Consider the following 19,096-nt stretch of genomic DNA (forward strand, 5'->3'; position numbering starts at 1 on the left):
CCTTTGTGCTGCTTCCACTGGCCCGAAATCGGGTGCACGCGCATCGAGAAACCGGACGAAATACGCGAGAATTCCAGCGGCGATTTCAGGAAGGCTTTCTTCAGCGATTTGCCGTCGAAGCTGTAGTAGCCGCCGCCGGACTTGGTGGTCGGATCTTCAAACCACACGCTCTGGTAAGTCGTGCCCTTGTTGCTGAACTCACCCGCCAGAATGCGGCCTGCGCGCACGAACTCGCCGTCCTGCCAGAAGGTTTCGTAGACCACGTTAAAACGGTCGCCGCGCTTCAGGTCGGAGCGGAAGTCGATATTGGTCGAGAACATTTCCACGATCTGCGCCACAACGGAGTCCGGCAGACGGGTGCCGTCGGCGCTGGAGTCGGTTGCTGCGAACAGGGTGGTGGTGATTTCGCGGGCGTGCATTTCGACACGGCGTTCCAGCTGTGCGGGAACTTCTTCGGCCGTGAAGTTGTCACCCTTGCGGGTAACAGCGATATTCTTGACAGGGTTATCCTTGCCATCGACAACGGTGGCGCGCAGCCACATCAGGTTGCCGTCTTCGTCGGTCTGGGCTTGTACGCGTTTGCCGGTGCGCAGCTGCATCACGGCCTTGGCAACCTTGTCCTTTTTGATAAAGGTTTCGGCTGCTTCATCTTCCACACCGAGGCGCGTCATCAGAGTGGCGAGGGTATCGCCGGCGCGGATCTTCTCTTCGTGGATGTAGGTCTGGGTGCTGTCCTGCTTTTCGAGGGCTGCGATCTGTTGCGACAGGTCGGGCAGTTGGATGTCTTGGGCAATGGTCTTGACGGGCAGGTCGCTCGCGTCAGGCGCGAGCGGCGCCACGCCGGCCGCACCAAAAGCGCAAACCGCCAGGAACAGGGCGGAGGCGCTGATGATACGCGCCTTGCGCGTCGAACCTAGCAGATTGTACAAGCCGGAGCTTGTGAACTTGTTTATAGGGTTCATGCAATCAGTTAAAATTTGCCGCTTGAACTTTTAGGATTCTTGTTATTTCGCTCTAAGTTATTGATTTGTCTCGTTTTCGACGGGCAACATTGATGGGATCGGGCATTATAACAGGGTCCGCAGGCGCCACAACAATTTGAGAGAATTTCGTTAAACATGGATACGAACACCGCTTCGCCACAGAAGGCGACCGCCCCGAACCTCCCCTTGTCTGACAAGGTGCAGGAAGCCCTCGCCATCACCAAACGCGGCGTCGATGAACTGATCGTCGAAAGCGAGTTCGCTCAAAAGCTGGCCCGCTCCGAGCAGTCCGGCGTGCCGCTGCGCATCAAGCTGGGCCTGGACCCGACCGCGCCGGACCTGCACCTCGGCCACACCGTGGTGCTGAATAAAATGCGCCAGCTGCAGAATCTTGGCCATCAGGTGATCTTCCTGATCGGTGACTTCACCTCGATGATCGGCGACCCGTCCGGCCGCAATGTGACCCGTCCGCCGCTGACCCGCGAGCAGATCGAGCTGAACGCCCAGACTTATTTCAAGCAGGCTTCGCTGGTGCTGGACGCGGCCAAGACTGAAATCCGCTACAACTCCGAGTGGTGCGATCCGCTGGGCGCGCGCGGCATGATCCAGCTCGCTTCGCGCTACACCGTGGCGCGCATGATGGAACGCGACGACTTCGCCAAGCGCTTCAAGAATGGGACGCCGATTTCGGTCCACGAGTTCCTCTACCCGCTGATGCAGGGCTATGACTCGGTCGCACTGAAAGCCGACCTGGAGCTGGGCGGCACCGACCAGAAGTTCAACCTGCTGGTGGGCCGCGAGCTGCAGAAGGACTACGGCCAGGAACAGCAGTCGGTGCTGACCATGCCGCTGCTGGAAGGCCTGGATGGCGTCGATAAGATGTCCAAGTCCAAGAACAACTACATCGGCATTACCGAACCGGCCAATACCATGTTCGCCAAAGTGATGTCGATTTCCGACGTCATGATGTGGCGTTATTACGAGCTGCTGTCCTGGAAGTCGATCGAGGACGTCGCCGCGCTGAAGAAAGCCATCGAAGGCGGCGTCAATCCGCGCGATGCCAAGGTGGCGCTGGCGCAGGAAATCGTGGAGCGCTTCCACTCGCGCCAGGCGGCTGAAGATGCGCTGGCCGACTTCGTGAACCGCTCCAAGGGCGGCATTCCGGACGACGTGCCGGAAGTTGCCGTGTCCGGCGCGCCGATCGGCATTGGCCAGCTGCTGAAGCAGACTAATCTGTGCGCTTCGACTTCCGAAGCGCTGCGCATGATCGACCAGGGCGGCGTGCGTATCGACGGCACTGTCGTCAGCGATAAGGCACTGAAAGTGGACGCCGGCACCTTTGTGCTGCAAGTCGGCAAGCGCAAGTTCGCGAAAGTGACGCTGTCAGCATGATCGGCCTGCTGCAACGTGTAACGTCCGCCAAGGTGGTCGTCGATGGCGCTACCATTGGCGCGATCGACGGCGGCCTGATGGTGCTGGTGTGCGCAGAAAAGGGCGACACCGAGCGCGAGGCGGACCAACTGCTCACGAAACTCCTGGCGTATCGCGTGTTTTCGGATGACGCTGGTAAGATGAACCGTTCCGTGACCGATGTGGCGGGCGGCCTCTTGCTGGTGCCGCAGTTTACTTTGGCAGCGGATACCAATTCCGGCACACGTCCGTCCTTCTCGCCGGCCGCTTCTCCGGCCGACGGGCAGCGTCTGTTCGATTATTTCGTCAAGCAGGCACGCGCGAAACATGCAGTAGTGGAGACGGGCCAGTTCGGCGCGGACATGAAGGTCTCGCTGACTAATGACGGTCCTGTCACGTTCTGGTTGCAGGTCAACCCTAAACCTGGGGCTGACCCGAGGGTCTGACCCTTGGGGTCTGACCCGGAATTTGGGGTTAAGTATGAAACTCTGGAGCGATTCTTTCAAAGACGGCGGCGCCATTCCCGGCGAGTTCGCTTTCGCGGTCAAGGACCCGGCCACCCATGTGCGCCTGTCGTCCAACCGCAATCCGCATCTGGCCTGGGACGATGTGCCGCCCGGCACCGAATCGCTGGTGCTGCTGGTGATCGACGGCGATGTGCCGAGCGTCGGCACTGATGTGAACCAGGAAGGCAAGACTGTGCCGGCTTCGCTGCCGCGCGTGGATTTCTTCCACTGGTCGCTGATCGATATTCCTTTGTCGCGCAGCTCGATTGCCGCTGGCGAATTTTCCRGCGCAGTGACGCCGCGCGGCAAGCCGGCTCAGCTGCCTGCGCCGCTGCGTCAGGGCGTCAACGATTACACCGGCTGGTTCGCGGGCGATAAGGATATGTCCGGCGATTACTACGGCTTCGATGGTCCGTGCCCGCCGTGGAACGACGAGCTGGTGCACCACTACTTCTTCCGCATTTATGCGCTGGATGTGCCGCGCCTGGAGCTGAAAGGCCGCTTTACCGGCCAGGATGTGATCGAGGCCATCCACGGCCATATTCTCGATGAGGCGCAATTCATCGGTACCTACACGCTGCGCTAAATGAATACACGCATCATCCTGATCCGTCACGGCGAGACGGCGTGGAACGCTGTGCGCCGCTTGCAGGGCCACATCGATATTCCCTTGAGCGAAGTCGGCGAGCGCCAGGCCCTGGCGCTGGGCCGCGCGCTGGCGTCCGAATCGATCGACGTCATTGTGTCCAGCGACCTCGGCCGCGCCCGCCAGACGGCGGAAGCGGTGGTGGCCCACCACAAGCTTGCCCTGCAAATCGATCCAGCCTTGCGCGAGCGCGCCTATGGCGTGTTCGAAGGACTTTTGTATACCGAGATCGCCGAGCGATATCCGGTCGAGTTCGCCGAGTGGCAGGCGCGCGACGTGGATTCCATCATGCCGCACGGCGACCGCTTTGCTGAAAGCTTCCATCAGTTCTACGACCGTTGCATCGGCGCCATAGCGCGCTGGGCCGGTGAATGGCAAGGGAAAACGATTGCCCTGGTGGCCCACGGTGGCGTGCTGGAATGCGCTTACCGCGCGGCCAACAGCATGGCGCTCGACAGCCCGCGCGACTTCCAGGTGAAGAACGCCAGCATCAATCGCTTCATTTTTGAAGCGTCAAAGCTGGGTTTGGAACAATGGGGCGATGTGGCTCACTTGCAAACTGCATCCATAGATGACTTGTGATGCACGTTCGTACTTAAATTTTCCTCAAGAAAACACTGTTTCATAACGCCTAAGCTGCACACTTGCCGTTTAAATAAAAAATAGTGCTTATTATTTGTGCAGAGCTTCGGTTAGAATTACCGGTTTCTCCGCTCACTTTTGGACCCTGCCAGTGCAAATCGGACCGCATTTACTCCGAAATAACGTTTTCGTTGCCCCCATGGCGGGAGTAACGGATCGTCCTTTCCGTCAACTGTGCAAGGAGCTGGGCGCGGGCTATGCGGTATCCGAAATGGCCGCGTCCAACCCGCGTCTGTGGGCCAGCGAAAAGAGTTCGCGCCGCATCGATCACGCGGGCGAAATGGAACCGAAAGCCGTGCAGATCGCCGGCGCCGACCCGGTTGAGCTGGCCGATTGCGCCAAGTTCAATGTGGACAAGGGCGCCCAGATCATCGACATCAATATGGGTTGCCCGGTCAAAAAAGTTTGCAACAACTGGTGCGGCTCCGCACTGTTGCAATTCGAAGACGTGGTTGAGCGCATCCTGAATACCGTCGTGCCGGCGGTCGACGTGCCGGTCACGCTGAAATTCCGCACCGGCTGGAACCGTGAAAACAAGAACGCTCTGCGCATTGCGCGCATCGCCGAGCAGGCCGGCATCCAGATGCTGACGCTGCATGGCCGCACCCGGGCCGACGGCTATACCGGCGACGCCGAATACGACACCATCGCCGCAGTGAAAGCCTCCGTGAAGATTCCGGTGGTGGCCAACGGCGATATCACCACTCCGGACAAAGCACGCTACGTGCTGGATAAAACCGGCGCCGACGCCATCATGATTGGCCGCGCCGCGCAGGGCCGTCCCTGGATTTTCCGCGAGATCGACCATTTCCTGCGCACCGGCGAATACCTGCCGGCGCCGCTGGTGGCCGAAGTCCGCAAGCTCATGCACGAACACCTGTGCGCCCATTACGCCTTCTACGGCGAATACCTGGGCGTGCGAACCGCGCGCAAGCATATCGGCTGGTATGTGCGCGACCTCCCAGGCGGGGAGGCCTTCCGTCAGGAAATGAACCGTCTCGAATCGACCGAAGAGCAATTGCGCGCGGTCGACAGCTTCTTTGAATCCCAATGGAAGTATGGTGAGCGGTTACAATACCGCCTCGCCGAAGAACAGCTAGCCGCCTGACCGGCGCTGGCAATGGCAAAAAATTTAGTAGAATGACAATAAAATGAGCAAAGAAAGTATCCAGGAAGTCGTCCAGAAAAGCCTAGAAGACTACTTCAATGACCTGGGTGAGCAGCAGGCTTCGAATATCTACGACATGGTCGTCATGACCGTTGAGCGCCCCATCCTCGAAGTGGTGATGACGCGCGCCGATGGCAACCAGTCGCATGCCGCCCAGATGCTCGGCATTAACCGCAATACTTTGCGCAAGAAGTTACAGGAACACGGCCTGCTGTAAGGCCCTTACTACCGTCCGGCTCCCAATGTGGCTGTGACCGGCCTGTGGGGCCGGTGGGTTTGTTCAACCAGAATATTCAACAACCTCCCTCCACAGCCATGATCAAACAAGCTCTCATCTCCGTTTCCGACAAGACCGGCGTTCTGGAATTCGCCAAGTCGCTGTCGGCCATGGGCGTCAACATCCTGTCCACCGGCGGCACGGCCAAGCTGCTGGCCGATAACGGCGTTCCGGTCACGGAAGTTGCCGACTACACCGGCTTCCCGGAAATGCTGGACGGCCGCGTGAAGACCCTGCACCCGAAGGTCCACGGCGGCATCCTGGCCCGTCGCGACCTGCCGGAGCACATGAGCAAGCTGGTTGAGCACAATATGCCGACCATCGACATGGTGGTGGTCAATCTGTATCCCTTCCAGGCCACCGTAGCCAAGGACAGCTGCACCCTGGACGACGCCATCGAGAACATCGACATCGGCGGCCCGACCATGCTGCGCTCCGCGGCCAAGAACCACAAGGACGTGGTGGTGATCTGCGACCCGGCCGACTACGGCGTGGTGCTGGCTGAGATGAAGACCACGGACAATGCGCCGGGTTATGTGTCGTATGAAACCCGCTTCATGCTGGCCAAGAAGGTGTTCGCGCACACCGCCCAGTACGACGGCGCCATCACCAACTACCTGAGCAGCCTGGGCCCGGACCGTTCGCACGCCAACCGCAACGCCTATCCGAAGACCCTGAACGTGCACTTCGAAAAAGTGCAGGATATGCGCTACGGCGAGAACCCGCACCAGTCCGCAGCCTTCTACCGCGACCTGAACCCGGTGGCTGGCGCACTGGCCAACTACCGCCAGATCCAGGGCAAGGAACTGTCCTTCAATAACATTGCGGACGCTGATGCGGCATGGGAATGCGTGAAGTCGATGGGCAGCACCGCCTGCGTCATCATCAAGCACGCCAATCCTTGTGGCGTGGCCCTGGGCGCGACTGCGGTGGAAGCCTACCAGCGCGCGCTGCAGACCGACCCGACTTCCGCTTTCGGCGGCATCATCGCCTTCAACGTGCCGGTCGATGGCGCAGCGGCGACTGAACTGGCCAAGCTGTTCGTTGAAGTGCTGATCGCGCCGTCCTTCACCGCTGAAGCGCTGCAGATCATGTCCGCCAAGCAGAACGTGCGTCTGCTGGAAATCCCGCTGGGCGAGGGCGTGAACCCGATGGACTTCAAGCGCGTGGGCGGTGGCCTGCTGGTGCAGTCGGCCGACTCCCGTAACGTGCATCTGAACGAACTGAAAGTGGTCACCAAACTGCAGCCTACCCAGCAGCAGCTGCAGGACCTGATGTTCGCCTGGCGCGTGGCCAAGTATGTGAAGTCGAACGCGATCGTCTTCTGCGGTAACAATATGACCCTGGGCGTGGGCGCTGGCCAGATGTCGCGTATCGACTCCGCGCGTATCGCTTCGATCAAGGCGCAGAACGCCGGCCTGTCGCTGGCGGGTTCCGTGGTGGCATCCGACGCCTTCTTCCCGTTCCGCGACGGCCTGGATGTGGTGGTTGATGCAGGCGCCACCTGCGTGATCCAGCCGGGCGGCTCCATGCGCGACCAGGAAGTGATCGACGCTGCCAATGAGCGCGGCGTGGTCATGCTGTACACCGGCGTGCGCCACTTCCGCCACTAAAATCAATGGCGGATCAATGATCCGCCCTACTCGCCGCGTAGGGCGGGTCATTGACCCGCCGTCTTTGCCTACATACAATCTATCCATGATTATCTTAGGCATCGACCCCGGCTTGCGTACCACTGGCTTTGGCGTCATTCAAAAGCAGGGCACCAAGCTGCGTTACATCGCCTCCGGCACCATCAAGAGCGGCGAGGGCGAACTGCCTGAGCGTCTCAAAGTCATCCTCGACGGCGTGTCTGAAATCGCCGCCACCTACAAACCCGATTGCGCCGCAATCGAAAAAGTCTTCGTCAACGTCAACCCGCAATCGACCCTGCTGCTGGGCCAGGCCCGCGGCGCCGCGATCTGCGCGCTGGTCAGCAATGCCTTGAGCGTCGCCGAATACTCCCCGACCCAACTGAAACAAGCCGTCGTCGGCACCGGCCGCGCTACCAAGGCCCAGGTACAGGACATGGTCTCGCGCCTGCTCGCGCTACCCGGCCTGCCCGGCACCGATGCCGCCGACGCGCTGGGCGTCGCCATCTGCCATGCGCACTCGCAGGCCACGCTGTCCGTGGTGCAGACCGGCCATCCCGCCTTGTCCGGCTTGCGCATGAAACGCGGCCGCCTGGTCGGCTAACTTTAAAGGAATCCCATGATCGGACGTCTCTCCGGCATCCTGCTCGAAAAAAATCCACCGCAACTGCTGGTAGATGTACAAGGCGTCGGCTACGAAGTCGACGTCCCCATGAGCACCTTTTACAACCTGCCGCACACCGGCGAGCGCGTGACCCTGTTCACTCACCTCACCATCCGTGAAGATGCACACCTGCTGTTCGGCTTCGGTAACGCCGAAGAGCGCGCCGTGTTCCGCCAGCTGATCAAGATCACCGGCATCGGCGCGCGCACTGCACTTTCGATCCTGTCCGGTTTGTCGATTGCCGACCTCGCGCAAGCCGTGACGCTGCAGGAAGCCGGGCGCCTGGTGAAGATTCCTGGCATCGGCAAGAAAACTGCCGAGCGCCTGCTGCTCGAACTGAAGGGCAAACTCGGCGCCGACATCGGCGCAGCCGGCGCGCATCCCGTCCACGACTCCCAAGCCGACATCCTCAATGCCTTGCTGGCACTGGGCTACTCCGACAAGGAAGCCCTGCAAGCGCTGAAGACCGTCCCCGCCGGGTCGTCAGTCTCCGACGGCATCAAGCAGGCCTTGAAGGCGTTGTCGAAAGGCTGACAAATGACACAGCTCATGCGATTTCCCACCGCAACCGCTCGGGACTCACGCATCGAGCAGTGGATGGTTGAACACCCGGGCGAACTTGGCGCCATCGCGCAGCGCTGGTTTGCCTTCATGCGCAATTGCGGCGACGACGTTCGAGAGGTGCTGCATGATGGCCATCCGACAGCCTGTATTGGCGACGCGGCGTTCGGCTACGTCAACGTCTTTACTGCGCACGTGAACGTCGGCTTCTTCCGCGGCGCGCAGATTGCCGATCCTGCCGGGCTTCTGGAAGGCACGGGAAAATTCATGCGCCATGTGAAGCTGCGGCCGGCCCGCGAGCTGGACGCCATCGCGCTGGAGCAGCTCATCAAAGTCGCATATGAAGACATGAGGACACGCGTGGAAGCAGAACGCCGCGTCCATTCGTAGTTAAAGTCTCATTTCCGGATTTGGACTGTTCACAGGAGAACCCGAATGAAGCGTACCTGGACCATCATCGGAGTCACTGATGTGGCTCGCAGCTTCAACTGGTATCAATCGCTGTTCGCGCAGCGGAAGTCAGCGCCCGCGCATGACTATTTCGGGCAGATCCTGGATGACGATGGCACTGTGCTGCTTTGCCTGCACCAATGGGGCGCCCACGATCACCCCACCTTGACGAGTCCCGATCAGGGCACGCCGGGAAATGGCCTGCTGCTGTTCTTCCGCGTCGATAATTTCGATGAAATCCTGCGCTGTGCACGGCAGCTGGCCTTTAAGCTGGAGGAGAAGCCTCATTTGAATCCCGCGACGGGCACTATGGAATTCGCGCTGCGCGATCCGGATGGCTATTATGTGATGGTCAGTGCGTTAAGCGCTGCTTGATGAAGAGGAGCCGGTCTGATGGCAATACTCGATCACCTAATCGTGAAGGTCAACGATCTTTCAGCCAGCGTCAGGTTCTATACCGGGATTCTGGGCTTTGCCGCAGAAGGCACGGATGGTCCATTCACCATCATCCGCGTTGGCCCTGAGTGCCAACTGCAACTCGCCCCTTGGGGAACCCCTGGCTTCGAACACTATGCCTTCGCGGTTTCGCAAGAAGAGTTTGATGCCATCACCGCGCGCATCAAAGCAGCCGGCATCGAATATGGCCCGACCTTCGATTCAGTAGGCAGCAATGCCGGTGCGGGCGAAGAGTCTGGCGCGCGCGGGCTGGCGCCGACGCTCTATTTCAACGATCCAAACAAGCACCTGCTCGAATTCAGAGCCTACAGGACGTAGACGGCGACAGGAAATCGGGACGTGTGCCATGCTCGTCCCCCATGTACCTCACGATCTTGCAATTCATCGCGGTGCTGATGGCCGCACTCTTGATGGGCACGAGCTTCTGTCACGTGCTGGAAATGCCTGCAAAGATGAAAGTTGAGGGACTTCGCTGGATGACATTCCAGCACACCCTATACGCATCATTCGCAACAGTTGGCGGTTTCATTGAAATTGTCGCGATCATTACATCCGGAGTTCTCGCGTTCTTTATGCGCGATGCTGGAGCAACGTTCTGGCTGACGCTGATCGCAGCGGTAAGCCAGGCGATGGCGTTCTTTGGCATATGGCTGCCAATTACCAATGCCGTGAACAGGCAAACGGCCAAATGGACGGAACAGTCGCTCCCTCATGACTGGATGCGTTGGCGCCGGAAATGGGAGTATTCGCACGCGGCCCGCTTTGCGCTTCAGTTCAGCGCACTTTGTGCGTTGCTGGCATCTCTCCTCGTCTGATCCTGGCGCTTGCCCAGCGCATGTTAGTATTTATCAAAAAACTAACTTGGGGACGCCGTGGAAGTCATCACTAATGATCTCGCTCGCGCGCAAGCGGATATGCGTTTCGCCTACTGTAACGGCGCCGTTGGAATGCTTGCGTCGTCGCTCGCCTGGGCCTGTGCTGCCGTGGTGGCATTTAAAGGCACACCTGAGCGGGCTGTGTGGACGCTCTTTGTTGGCGGCATGCTGATTCACCCGGTCGGCGTGGTCATCGCGAAGATTCTCGGCAGGCCTGGAAATCACTCGAAAGGGAATCCGCTTGGACCGCTGGCGTGGGCCAGTACGCTGTGGCTGATTTTCAGCCTGCCGCTTGCCTATGGCGTTTCCTTGCTGCGCATCGAATGGTTTTTCCCGGCCATGCTGTTTGTGATTGGCGGGCGGTATCTGGTTTTCAGTTCGCTGTTTGGCATGCGCACTTACTGGGCCTGCGGCCTTGTACTTGCCGGCGCAGGTTATCTTCTCGGACGCTCCGCGGCATATCCCGCAAACAGTGCGCTGGCTGGATTCCTCATCGAAGTGCTGTTCGCAGCGGTACTCTTCGCGTTTCATTATCGCGAGGCGCGCACATGAAGAAGGTCCTGTTCATATGCAGCCAGAACAGGCTGAGAAGCCCGACGGCGGAACAAGTATTCTCATCCTGGCGCGGATTGGAAGTCAGCTCTGCGGGCACAAACAATGATGCCGAAAACCCGCTGACGGCGGAATTGGTGGAATGGGCGGACCTTATCTTCGTTATGGAGCGTGAGCACCGCAATAAGCTTCAAAAGAAGTACCGCGCTTCGTTAAACGGCAAGCGCGTCATTTGTCTCGGAATTCCTGACGATTATGAATACATGGACCCTCATTTGGTCAGGCTGTTGCAGGCGAAAGTGTCGCAATTTCTGCCGGCAGGGGCGTAGGAGGACGAGCTTTGGTAGAAGGTATCGCTTCGTTGAGCGTCGAAGTTCTTTTGCCCGTGATGCTTTTTGCAGTTGAGGTGGGGTTGATGATCCTTGTCGCGAGTGTACGGCCATGGCGCTATCTACTGTTCCCCAAGTTCAGGGCTGAGACCAACGCAAGCTATGAAAAAAGACATGCGTTGGTCAAATGGTGGCATCTGACTTGGGGCGGCCGCCTGGTCGTAGCTAGTATTTTCGTGGTGTATGAGTTGTACGGCCTTTGGAGTTCCACAAGAAAGCAAGCGGACCACCGGCATGATGCGCGCGAATATGTGGTTGAAAAGGCTAAGAAAGCTGTTGCCGGTGTATGAAGAAAGCTGAACGCCTTTGTCGTTGATTGAGAACTTACGTAATGGCTATCGACTCAGAGACTTTGAACTCGCTCGTAAAGGACTACGCGAAGGATATGACGAGTATCCGTGGCAGGCGCGTGCAGCGGCTCGTGAAGCGCGAGTTTGGTGGGGCCGATCATATTGCGATTGTGGATGTGGGTTCCAACATTCCTGCGGTAATCGGCGTGTCGCACAACGGTGCTGCATTCTGTGTCACGAACGGGACCGGCAAACACGCCACGGTTATCAAGTGGCTGCATGGCGCGCCTGATGCGCTGGCGTCAGACTTTGATTTGCTGAAGGATTCCTTGCCGCTCCTGAATGCGCGGCCTGTGTCGATGTCCGAGCTTTCGCCGCAGGTGATTGCTGCCATTTCAAAAATGCTTGAGGCGCACGGATGAAAGATATTCTCTACCCGGTATTTGGGCTGGCCTTCTGGACCAGTCTCGTTCTGCTGCTGATCCCTTTCTACCGCGCCCGCGCAGTCAAGCGCCACGAGATCGCGGTGGACGATTTCAAGTACGGCGAGTCGGCATCCGTGCCCGATAAGGTCTGCATACCGAACCGGGCTTATATGAATCTGCTCGAAATGCCGATGCTGTTTTATGTGGTCTGTTTGCTGATTTATGTGACCCAGATCGGCACGTCGTCGATGCTGATGTTGGCCTGGTCCTATGTGGCGCTTCGTATCCTGCACAGCGTGATTCATCTCACCTATAACAAGGTGATGCATCGTCTTACCGCTTTCGCGATCAGCAATGTAGTGCTGGTGACGCTGTGGTTTATGGCCCTCGCAGGCCTGCTGTCCAACGGAGACGTTTGAACATCATGCTGCATGCGAGCTGCCATTGCGGCGCAATTCGCCTGTCCGTGCAAGAGAAACCGGAGCATCTGATCGATTGCAATTGCTCGATCTGCAGGCGTTATGGCGCGTTGTGGGCGCTGTACGAGGCCGGAATGGTCGAAGTCTCTGCGCCGCGCGATGGCCTCACGGCCTATGTCTGGGGCCAGCGCTCGATCCGCACCATGCGCTGCACTGCATGCGGTTGCGTTACGCATTGGGAACCAATAACACCGGAAGCTGGCACGCGCGTCGGGGTGAATATGCGAAATTTCGAGCCGCAGGCGATTGCGGACGTCGGAGTACGAAAGTTCGACGGCGCTGATAGCTGGGCCTACATCGAATGAATCCCTTTCTGCTCGCTGCGGCGATTCTCATTTTCCTGATTGGGCTACTGCTTTCGCTGCTCGGCGAGCGGCTTATGTTCAGACACCTGAGTGTGTCGGGACTGGTACCGACTCGCGGTGGTTCGCATTTGCGCGAGTTCCAGGTTCGCATCCTGTGGGCGACATGGCATGTTGCGACAGGGGGACGAAAGGCAGGCATCCCGGCTGGTTGGGCTTTCTTGCGGTAGGGTGCCTGGTGGCTCTGGCTTGATGGCGGGCTTTGATATGCATGTCCTTGAGTTGAAAATTCAGCCTCCGGTTGTCGGGTACCTGAGCATTACCATCGCCGGCGTAGCGGCGTTTCGGCGGGCGAAGACGACGGTTAAGCCGCCCGCATTTGTCGTGTATATCGGCCGTTTCCAGATCGCGCCGGAAGAGCGTGTGCTGTCGTCGCTCTTTGGCGATGCTTATGAGGCCTACAAGAAGGAGGTGAGGCGATGGATTTGATGCAGGTGCTTAAGGCACGCTTTGAAAAGAACGTGCGGCGCCACCAAGGCATTGCATGGTCCGACGTGCAGGACCGGCTTGAGGCCAATCCGGCGGCGCTGGCGATTGTGCAGAAAATGGAAGCGACAGGCGGCGAGCCGGATGTCATAGCGCGCGACGAAGCTTCAGGAAGCTGCGTATTTTGCGACTGTTCCGCTGAGAGCCCGAGCGGCCGCCGAAGCCTGTGCTATGACGGCGAAGCGCTGGCGTCCCGCAAAGAGAACAAGCCTCGCGCGAGCGCTGTTGCAATGGCCGCTGAAATGGGGATCGCGCTGCTGACCGAGGAGCAGTATCGCGAGCTGCAAAAGCTGGGTGAGTTCGACAAGAAGACTTCCAGCTGGATCGCAACGCCAGCCGAGGTTCGCGAGTTGGGCGGGGCACTGTTCTGCGACCGGCGCTACAACAAGGTGTTCCTATATCACAACGGCGCCGAGTCGTACTACGCGGCGAGAGGCTTCCGCGGATCACTGCTGGTGTAGTGACTGGGCATGCGGTGGGATTGATGACTTCCGCAAATGCCGGAATTGGCGTGCATGAAGCGTAACCTTGATAGAATCATGCCCTGAACATTTATACAGTACCGGGCATGAGTATTCAAACCGACAACTTCACCGAGCAGCGGATTATTGATGCTGCCCCGTCCTCCCCGAATGAGGAGGCGATCGAGCGCGCGTTGCGGCCGAAGCTGCTGGATGAGTATGTCGGCCAGTCCAAGATCCGCGATCAGCTGGAAATCTTCATTTCGGCGGCGCGCAAGCGCAGCGAGGCGCTGGACCATACGCTGTTGTTCGGACCTCCCGGCCTGGGTAAGACCACGCTGGCGAACATCATCGCGCGCGAAATGGGCGTGAACCTGCGCCAGACTTCCGGCCCTGTGCTGGAGCGTCCAGGCGATCTGGCAGCGATCCTGACCAATCTGGAAGCGAACGATGTGCTGTTCATCGACGAGATCCACCGCCTGTCCCCCGTGGTCGAGGAAATCCTGTACCCGGCGCTGGAAGACTATCAGATCGACATCATGATTGGCGAAGGCCCGGCCGCGCGCAGCGTGAAGCTGGATCTGCAGCCGTTCACGCTGATTGGCGCCACCACGCGCGCGGGCATGCTGACCAATCCGCTGCGCGACCGCTTCGGTATCGTCGCGCGCCTGGAGTTCTACACGACCGACGAACTGGCGAAGATCGTCACCCGCAGCGCCGCGCTGCTGAAGGCGCACATCGACGATGGCGGCGCGGTGGAAATCGCGCGCCGTGCACGCGGCACGCCGCGTATCGCCAACCGCCTGCTGCGCCGCGTGCGCGACTACGCCGAGGTAAAGTCCAACGGCGACATCACGCGCGAGCTGGCCGATGCTGCCTTGCGCATGCTGGATGTCGACCACGTCGGCTTCGATGTCATGGACCGCAAACTGCTGGAAGCGGTGCTGTACAAATTCGGCGGAGGCCCCGTCGGCATTGGCAATCTGGCCGCCGCCATTGGAGAAGCGGCCGATACGATCGAAGATGTGCTGGAACCTTACCTGATCCAGCAAGGCTTCCTGCAACGCACGCCGCGCGGACGCGTGGCTACCGCGGCCGCTTACCAGCACTTTGGCGCCACGCCGCCGCGCTCCAGCCTGACCGGCGATCTGTGGGACCAATAAGCACCTGATGGACGAACTGCGCGCCATATCGACCTTTGTCCTGGCTGCCGAGATGGGCAGTTTCAACAAGGCTGCTGAAGCGCAGAACACCACACCGCAGGCTGTCAGCAAGACCATACGCCAGCTGGAGCAGCATCTCGGCGTCCGGTTATTCCACCGCACCACACGCAGCAGCACGCTCACCGAAGAGGGCGAGCGTCTGCTGGAATCCGTGAAGCCCAGCCTCGACGGACTGGTTTGCGCGCTGGGCAAGGCGCGCAAGGCGGCGAACGAGGACGAAGGCGTGATCCGCATCGCCGGTGCCGGCGCGGTCGTGCGCAAGATCCTGATTCCATTGCTGGCGGAATTCCAGCAGCGCTTCCCGCTGATCCAGGTTGAACTGATTGCCTCCGATGGTTTCAGCGATATCGTGGCCGAGCGGATCGACGTCGGTTTTCGTGCCGGTGGTGCGCCCGACCTGCAAGTCGTGGGGCGCAGACTCTTTCCCATTCAACTCGTGGTTTGCGCTACGCCCGAATATCTGGCGCAGCATGGCAAGCCACGCAAGCTCGATGATCTGCTGCAGCACCGCTGCATCGGCTATCGCAGGCCGGGAACGGGGCGCACCGTGCCGTGGGAGTTCGATGTTGACGGCGACATCGTCAACCAGCATATGAATGCGGTGCTGTGCTGCAGCGACACCGAGTCGGAAACGCTGTCCACGCTGGCGGGCATCGGTATCGGGCAGATCGACAGCATCAACTCGGCGCCGCTCCTGCGTAGCGGGCAGCTTGTTCCGCTGTTGGTGGACAAGGTGAGCGAGCGCATAGGCCTTTATCTGTACTACGCGCAGCGCCGCAATATGCCCAGCCGGATCAGGCGTTTCATCGACTTCGCCTCGGAGCGTCTGCAAGGAAGCCAGGAGTTCTCTTTGCCGCGCAAGGAGCTGGCGCTGCTGGCCCGCCGGGGATTGACAACTAAAGGTTGATACTGAAACGGGGTTTTCAGGACTACTTCAGTTGGCCTTAAATTCCTATAGTTCTCCCAACGCTGCACTACTTGCGGCACATCTCAAGGAGAACTGAATGAACAAGCAACTCAATGGCCGTGTGGCCGTCATCACCGGTGCTTCGAGCGGCATCGGCCTGCATACCGCCAGGCTGCTGGCTGCGCAGGGCGCCAAGGTCGCTGTCGTGGCGCGCCGCAAGGAATCGCTGGACCGTCTGGTAGCGGAAATCGAGCAAGCTGGCGGCGTTGCGATGGCGCTGGCGCTGGACGTGACCGATCAGGCTTCGGTTGACGCCGCGGCGGCCAAAGTCGAACAAACCTGGGGTCCGGCGAGCCTGGTCTTTAACAATGCCGGCGTGATGCTGCCGAATGCCATCGAGGCCAACCTGCGCAGCGACACGACGCAGCAGATCGACCTGAACGTGCATGGCCTGATGCACGTGATCCATGCCTTCGTGCCCCAGCTGGTCAAGGCGGCCGAGCAGGGCGTGACGGCGGACCTGATCAACACCTCGTCCATCGCCGGCCAGTACGTCTTCCCTTACTTCTCGGTGTACAGCGCGACCAAGGCTTTCGTCAGCCATCTGAGCCGCCATCTGCGTGCAGAACTTGGTGCGAAGAAGGTGCGCGTGTCGATGATCGAGCCTGGCATCGTATCCACCGAACTGCAAAGCCATGTGACCAATCAGGGCGTGAAGGATTGGCTGGCCGGCGCGGCGCAGCAGTATGAGTTCCTGCAACCGCAGGATGTGGCCGAAGTGGTCAGCTTCCTGGCCGCGCTGCCGGYGCACGTCAACCTGATGCAGGTTACCGTGATGCCGACCGGCCAAGCCTGATAAAACCGGAGGCATGAAGCTGGTGGCCGCCACATCGTGGCGGCCACCTGTTTTCGGCCTTGGGTTTATACTGCATGGCTCATGAATACTTCGGGATTAACCATGCAGAAAACCTTGTTGCGCCGGGCCGTTGCAGGTCTGGCGCTGGGCGCAGCCGCGGCGGCGCATGCGGCCGTACCGGTGCAGGGCTATGTCGTCAAACAGACTTACCCGCATGACGCGCAAGCGTTCACCCAGGGCCTGTTTTTCATGGATGGCTTCCTGTACGAGAGCACTGGCCAGTACGGACAGTCCTCGGTGCGCAAGGTGGAACTCAAGACCGGCAAGGTGCTGCAGAAACGCGATCTGCCTGAAAAGATATTCGGCGAGGGCATTGCCCCGGTAGGCGGCAATATCGTGACGCTGACCTGGATGAACCAGGGCGGCTTCATTCTCGATGGCGCTACCTTCCAGCCGAAGGCGACCTGGGAATACAAGGGGGAAGGCTGGGGCCTCACCAGCGACGGCCAGCATGTCTACATGAGCGATGGCACGCCTTACATCCGCGTGCTCAATCCTGACACGTTGCAGGAAGTGCGCCGCATCCACGTCACTGCGGACGGCCTGCCGCTGCCACGCCTGAACGAGCTGGAATGGGTGGATGGCCTGATCTACGCGAACGTATGGCAGACCGACCGCATTGCGCGTATCGATCCGTTCTCCGGCAGGGTAATTGGCTGGATTGATCTGAGCGGCCTGTCCAACACGGCAGGCGCCGGCGACGATGCCGACAATGTCCTGAACGGCATCGCCTACGATGCCAAGACCAAGCGTCTCTTCGTGACGGGGAAGCGCTGGCCCAAGCTGTTCGAGATTGAGCTTAAGCCAGCAAAGAAATAAAAACCAGGAGCTTAAAAGCTGGTGTCAGCCACATCGTGGCTGACACCTGTTTCTGTCCTGGGTTTACTGCTCGCGGACCCAGGTCTGCGAGCGGCCCAGCAGCGGCACGCCAATGTAGCCGCGTACTTCCAGCTTCTTGCCGCCATCAGCAACTTTCAGCTTGCTGCGGTAAACCTTGCCGTTGTTCGGGTCCAGGATTTCGCCGCCGTTATATTCGTCACCGTCTTTTTTCAGACCGGTCAACATGGTCATGCCGAGGATAGGCTGGTTCTTGCGGGCGTCGGAGCACTTGTCGCAAACGGGATTCTGATCTTCTTCCGGCGTGCGGAACAGTTTTTCGATCTTGCCTTGCAGGACGCCATTGTCCTCGGTAATGCGGATCAGTGCTTTCGGTTTGCCGCTGACGTCATCGATGTTCTTCCACAGGCCGACTGGCGTGTCCTGTGCGAAGGCAGGGGCGGCGGCCAGCACGGCGGTGGCCATCAGGGTGTACAGCAGTGGGCGCATGGGTCAGGTCTCCTTGTATTTTTGGGTGCAGACCAGTGTAGCAAACTGACGCTGACCGCCAAGGCCATTCTGGTGACTTTGGAGCGCCAACTCTAATTATTCAGCCCACTCCGGGTCGGTAGTGAAGACGATAGTCAGCCAGCGGTCCGTGCTTTCCTCGCCCAGCGCCTCACCGACTTCGTTGCGGATCGCGTCCCATTCTTCCAGCCGTTTGGCCGGCCATTGCGTAGGGACGATGAAGAACAGTTCGATCTGGCGTCCGCGTCCCACGCGCGCCACGTAGGCGCGGAAGGAGTCGAAGCCGTGGCGCTGCACGGTGTCCTGCGCAACCTGGTCGACATGCTGCTTGAGATCGGCTGGCGTGACCAGCAGGATGTCCTGTAGCGCATGGCGAATGACTTTTAGCGGCACGGGAATGACGCCGATGCAAACCACGATCAGCACCAGCGGATCGATGTAGGGCGCGACCCAGTCCAGCCGGGTGCCGCTCACCGCGTAGCCGAACACAAAGGCCATGAGCAGGGCGCAGGTCATGGCGACCGTGATCCACCAGGCTTTGGCGTCCAGCGCGATCAGGGCTGAACCAATCTTGCGGTTGGCGAAGGTCGCGTAAGTGCCCATGGATGCGGCGGCGGCCAGCGATATCAGGGCGTAGACGATGGCGTAGTCCAGCGCGATCACATTGCCGCCTGCCATCAGGCTTCTTGCGGAATTCAGCAGCGCATAGATCGCGGCGCCGACCAGGAGCATGCTGTTCAGGCCAAGCACCATTGGTTCCAGATGCCAGAAGCCCATGGTGAAGCGTTCGACCAGCTTGCGGTTGTGTTCTCCGCGTTCGGCGGAAGCGGCGATCAGTTTGGCGATCAACAGGGCCAGCACGGTCATCGTGGCGTCGACCAGGCCGTAGAAGCCGTCAAAGATGATGGACTGGGAACCGGCCAGCAGGCCGAAGGCAATGCCTAGTGCAGCCTGGAAGACTGCGGCGATAATGGAGAGGCGGAGGACGCTTTG

The 19,096-nt window shown here is 59.7% G+C and carries 28 protein-coding genes; 25 read left to right on the forward strand and 3 right to left on the reverse strand.

Annotation, left to right across the window (positions count from 1 at the left end):
- On the reverse strand, positions 1-962 hold a 962-nt coding region (locus AB4Z11_RS03185; protein WP_442022755.1), incomplete at its 3' end, for a M23 family peptidase.
- 156 nt (positions 963-1,118) lie between these two features.
- On the opposite strand from AB4Z11_RS03185, the gene tyrS reads away from it, so the two are divergent.
- The 25 genes from tyrS (at position 1,119) to AB4Z11_RS03310 (ending at position 17,578) form a co-directional block, all read left to right on the forward strand.
- Positions 1,119-2,375, forward strand: coding sequence for a tyrosine--tRNA ligase (tyrS, locus tag AB4Z11_RS03190; RefSeq protein ID WP_442022756.1), 1,257 nt, complete (start codon positions 1,119-1,121; stop codon positions 2,373-2,375).
- Entirely contained in the window at positions 2,372-2,839 is a 468-nt protein-coding gene (gene dtd / locus AB4Z11_RS03195; protein ID WP_442022757.1) for a D-aminoacyl-tRNA deacylase, read from the forward strand. The genes tyrS and dtd overlap by 4 nt, the downstream gene beginning before the upstream one ends.
- A gap of 34 nt (positions 2,840-2,873) precedes the next feature.
- Positions 2,874-3,485, forward strand: a complete 612-nt coding sequence (locus tag AB4Z11_RS03200; protein ID WP_442022758.1) for a YbhB/YbcL family Raf kinase inhibitor-like protein — start codon at positions 2,874-2,876, stop codon at positions 3,483-3,485.
- Positions 3,486-4,127: a histidine phosphatase family protein gene (locus tag AB4Z11_RS03205; RefSeq protein ID WP_442022759.1), complete on the forward strand. Its 642-nt coding sequence runs from the start codon at positions 3,486-3,488 to the stop codon at positions 4,125-4,127.
- A gap of 151 nt (positions 4,128-4,278) precedes the next feature.
- Complete coding sequence (dusB, locus tag AB4Z11_RS03210; RefSeq protein ID WP_442022760.1) at positions 4,279-5,295, forward strand: tRNA dihydrouridine synthase DusB; 1,017 nt, start codon at positions 4,279-4,281, stop codon at positions 5,293-5,295.
- A gap of 43 nt (positions 5,296-5,338) precedes the next feature.
- A complete protein-coding gene (locus tag AB4Z11_RS03215) occupies positions 5,339-5,572 on the forward strand; it encodes a helix-turn-helix domain-containing protein (protein WP_395405666.1) in 234 nt (77 codons plus the stop codon).
- 98 nt (positions 5,573-5,670) lie between these two features.
- Positions 5,671-7,245, forward strand: a complete 1,575-nt coding sequence (gene purH, locus AB4Z11_RS03220; RefSeq protein WP_442022761.1) for a bifunctional phosphoribosylaminoimidazolecarboxamide formyltransferase/IMP cyclohydrolase — start codon at positions 5,671-5,673, stop codon at positions 7,243-7,245.
- 85 nt (positions 7,246-7,330) lie between these two features.
- Complete coding sequence (gene ruvC, locus AB4Z11_RS03225; protein ID WP_442022762.1) at positions 7,331-7,867, forward strand: crossover junction endodeoxyribonuclease RuvC; 537 nt, start codon at positions 7,331-7,333, stop codon at positions 7,865-7,867.
- 15 nt (positions 7,868-7,882) lie between these two features.
- A complete protein-coding gene (gene ruvA, locus AB4Z11_RS03230) occupies positions 7,883-8,461 on the forward strand; it encodes a Holliday junction branch migration protein RuvA (protein ID WP_442022763.1) in 579 nt (192 codons plus the stop codon).
- Between the two features lie 63 nt (positions 8,462-8,524).
- Positions 8,525-8,878, forward strand: a complete 354-nt coding sequence (locus AB4Z11_RS03235) for a DUF1801 domain-containing protein (protein ID WP_442022764.1) — start codon at positions 8,525-8,527, stop codon at positions 8,876-8,878.
- A gap of 45 nt (positions 8,879-8,923) precedes the next feature.
- Positions 8,924-9,313 (forward strand): VOC family protein, encoded by a 390-nt coding sequence (locus tag AB4Z11_RS03240; protein WP_442022765.1) that lies wholly within the window; start codon positions 8,924-8,926, stop codon positions 9,311-9,313.
- Positions 9,314-9,331: 18 nt separating this feature from the next.
- A complete protein-coding gene (locus AB4Z11_RS03245) occupies positions 9,332-9,712 on the forward strand; it encodes a VOC family protein (protein WP_442022766.1) in 381 nt (126 codons plus the stop codon).
- 41 nt (positions 9,713-9,753) lie between these two features.
- Positions 9,754-10,209, forward strand: a complete 456-nt coding sequence (locus AB4Z11_RS03250) for a hypothetical protein (RefSeq protein WP_442022767.1) — start codon at positions 9,754-9,756, stop codon at positions 10,207-10,209.
- Between the two features lie 57 nt (positions 10,210-10,266).
- Positions 10,267-10,821 carry a DUF7010 family protein gene (locus AB4Z11_RS03255; protein ID WP_442022768.1) on the forward strand — a complete coding sequence of 185 codons (555 nt, stop codon included), beginning with the start codon at positions 10,267-10,269 and terminating at the stop codon, positions 10,819-10,821.
- Positions 10,818-11,150 (forward strand): low molecular weight protein tyrosine phosphatase family protein, encoded by a 333-nt coding sequence (locus tag AB4Z11_RS03260; protein WP_442022769.1) that lies wholly within the window; start codon positions 10,818-10,820, stop codon positions 11,148-11,150. Before AB4Z11_RS03255 ends, AB4Z11_RS03260 begins: the two co-directional genes overlap by 4 nt.
- An 11-nt stretch (positions 11,151-11,161) precedes the next feature.
- Positions 11,162-11,500: a hypothetical protein gene (locus AB4Z11_RS03265; protein WP_442022770.1), complete on the forward strand. Its 339-nt coding sequence runs from the start codon at positions 11,162-11,164 to the stop codon at positions 11,498-11,500.
- A 41-nt stretch (positions 11,501-11,541) separates the two neighbouring features.
- A complete protein-coding gene (locus AB4Z11_RS03270; protein ID WP_442022771.1) occupies positions 11,542-11,922 on the forward strand; it encodes a hypothetical protein in 381 nt (126 codons plus the stop codon).
- Positions 11,919-12,344 (forward strand): MAPEG family protein, encoded by a 426-nt coding sequence (locus AB4Z11_RS03275; protein WP_442022772.1) that lies wholly within the window; start codon positions 11,919-11,921, stop codon positions 12,342-12,344. The genes AB4Z11_RS03270 and AB4Z11_RS03275 overlap by 4 nt, the downstream gene beginning before the upstream one ends.
- 5 nt (positions 12,345-12,349) lie before the next feature.
- On the forward strand, positions 12,350-12,709 hold the full coding sequence (locus tag AB4Z11_RS03280) for a GFA family protein (RefSeq protein WP_442022781.1): 360 nt from the start codon (positions 12,350-12,352) through the stop codon (positions 12,707-12,709).
- A gap of 249 nt (positions 12,710-12,958) precedes the next feature.
- On the forward strand, positions 12,959-13,195 hold the full coding sequence (locus AB4Z11_RS03285; RefSeq protein WP_442022773.1) for a methyltransferase family protein: 237 nt from the start codon (positions 12,959-12,961) through the stop codon (positions 13,193-13,195).
- Entirely contained in the window at positions 13,186-13,713 is a 528-nt protein-coding gene (locus AB4Z11_RS03290; protein WP_442022774.1) for a DUF4256 domain-containing protein, read from the forward strand. The genes AB4Z11_RS03285 and AB4Z11_RS03290 overlap by 10 nt, the downstream gene beginning before the upstream one ends.
- A gap of 107 nt (positions 13,714-13,820) precedes the next feature.
- The gene (gene ruvB / locus AB4Z11_RS03295) at positions 13,821-14,876 is read left to right on the forward strand and encodes a Holliday junction branch migration DNA helicase RuvB (protein WP_442022775.1); all 1,056 of its coding nucleotides are present in this window, start codon (positions 13,821-13,823) and stop codon (positions 14,874-14,876) included.
- Positions 14,877-14,883: 7 nt separating this feature from the next.
- The gene (locus AB4Z11_RS03300) at positions 14,884-15,843 is read left to right on the forward strand and encodes a LysR family transcriptional regulator (protein ID WP_442022776.1); all 960 of its coding nucleotides are present in this window, start codon (positions 14,884-14,886) and stop codon (positions 15,841-15,843) included.
- A gap of 97 nt (positions 15,844-15,940) precedes the next feature.
- Positions 15,941-16,699 (forward strand): SDR family oxidoreductase, encoded by a 759-nt coding sequence (locus AB4Z11_RS03305; protein WP_442022777.1) that lies wholly within the window; start codon positions 15,941-15,943, stop codon positions 16,697-16,699.
- Positions 16,700-16,801: 102 nt separating this feature from the next.
- On the forward strand, positions 16,802-17,578 hold the full coding sequence (locus AB4Z11_RS03310; RefSeq protein WP_442022778.1) for a glutaminyl-peptide cyclotransferase: 777 nt from the start codon (positions 16,802-16,804) through the stop codon (positions 17,576-17,578).
- Positions 17,579-17,641: 63 nt separating this feature from the next.
- On the opposite strand, the gene AB4Z11_RS03315 is transcribed toward AB4Z11_RS03310, so the two are convergent.
- Complete coding sequence (locus AB4Z11_RS03315) at positions 17,642-18,085, reverse strand: DUF2147 domain-containing protein (RefSeq protein WP_442022779.1); 444 nt, start codon at positions 18,083-18,085, stop codon at positions 17,642-17,644.
- Between the two features lie 96 nt (positions 18,086-18,181).
- Positions 18,182-19,096: cation diffusion facilitator family transporter (locus AB4Z11_RS03320; protein ID WP_442022780.1), on the reverse strand; the 915-nt coding region annotated here is incomplete at its 5' end.

This window comes from Pseudoduganella sp. RAF53_2 (genome assembly GCF_052113985.1).
Lineage (GTDB): Bacteria > Pseudomonadota > Gammaproteobacteria > Burkholderiales > Burkholderiaceae_D > Rugamonas.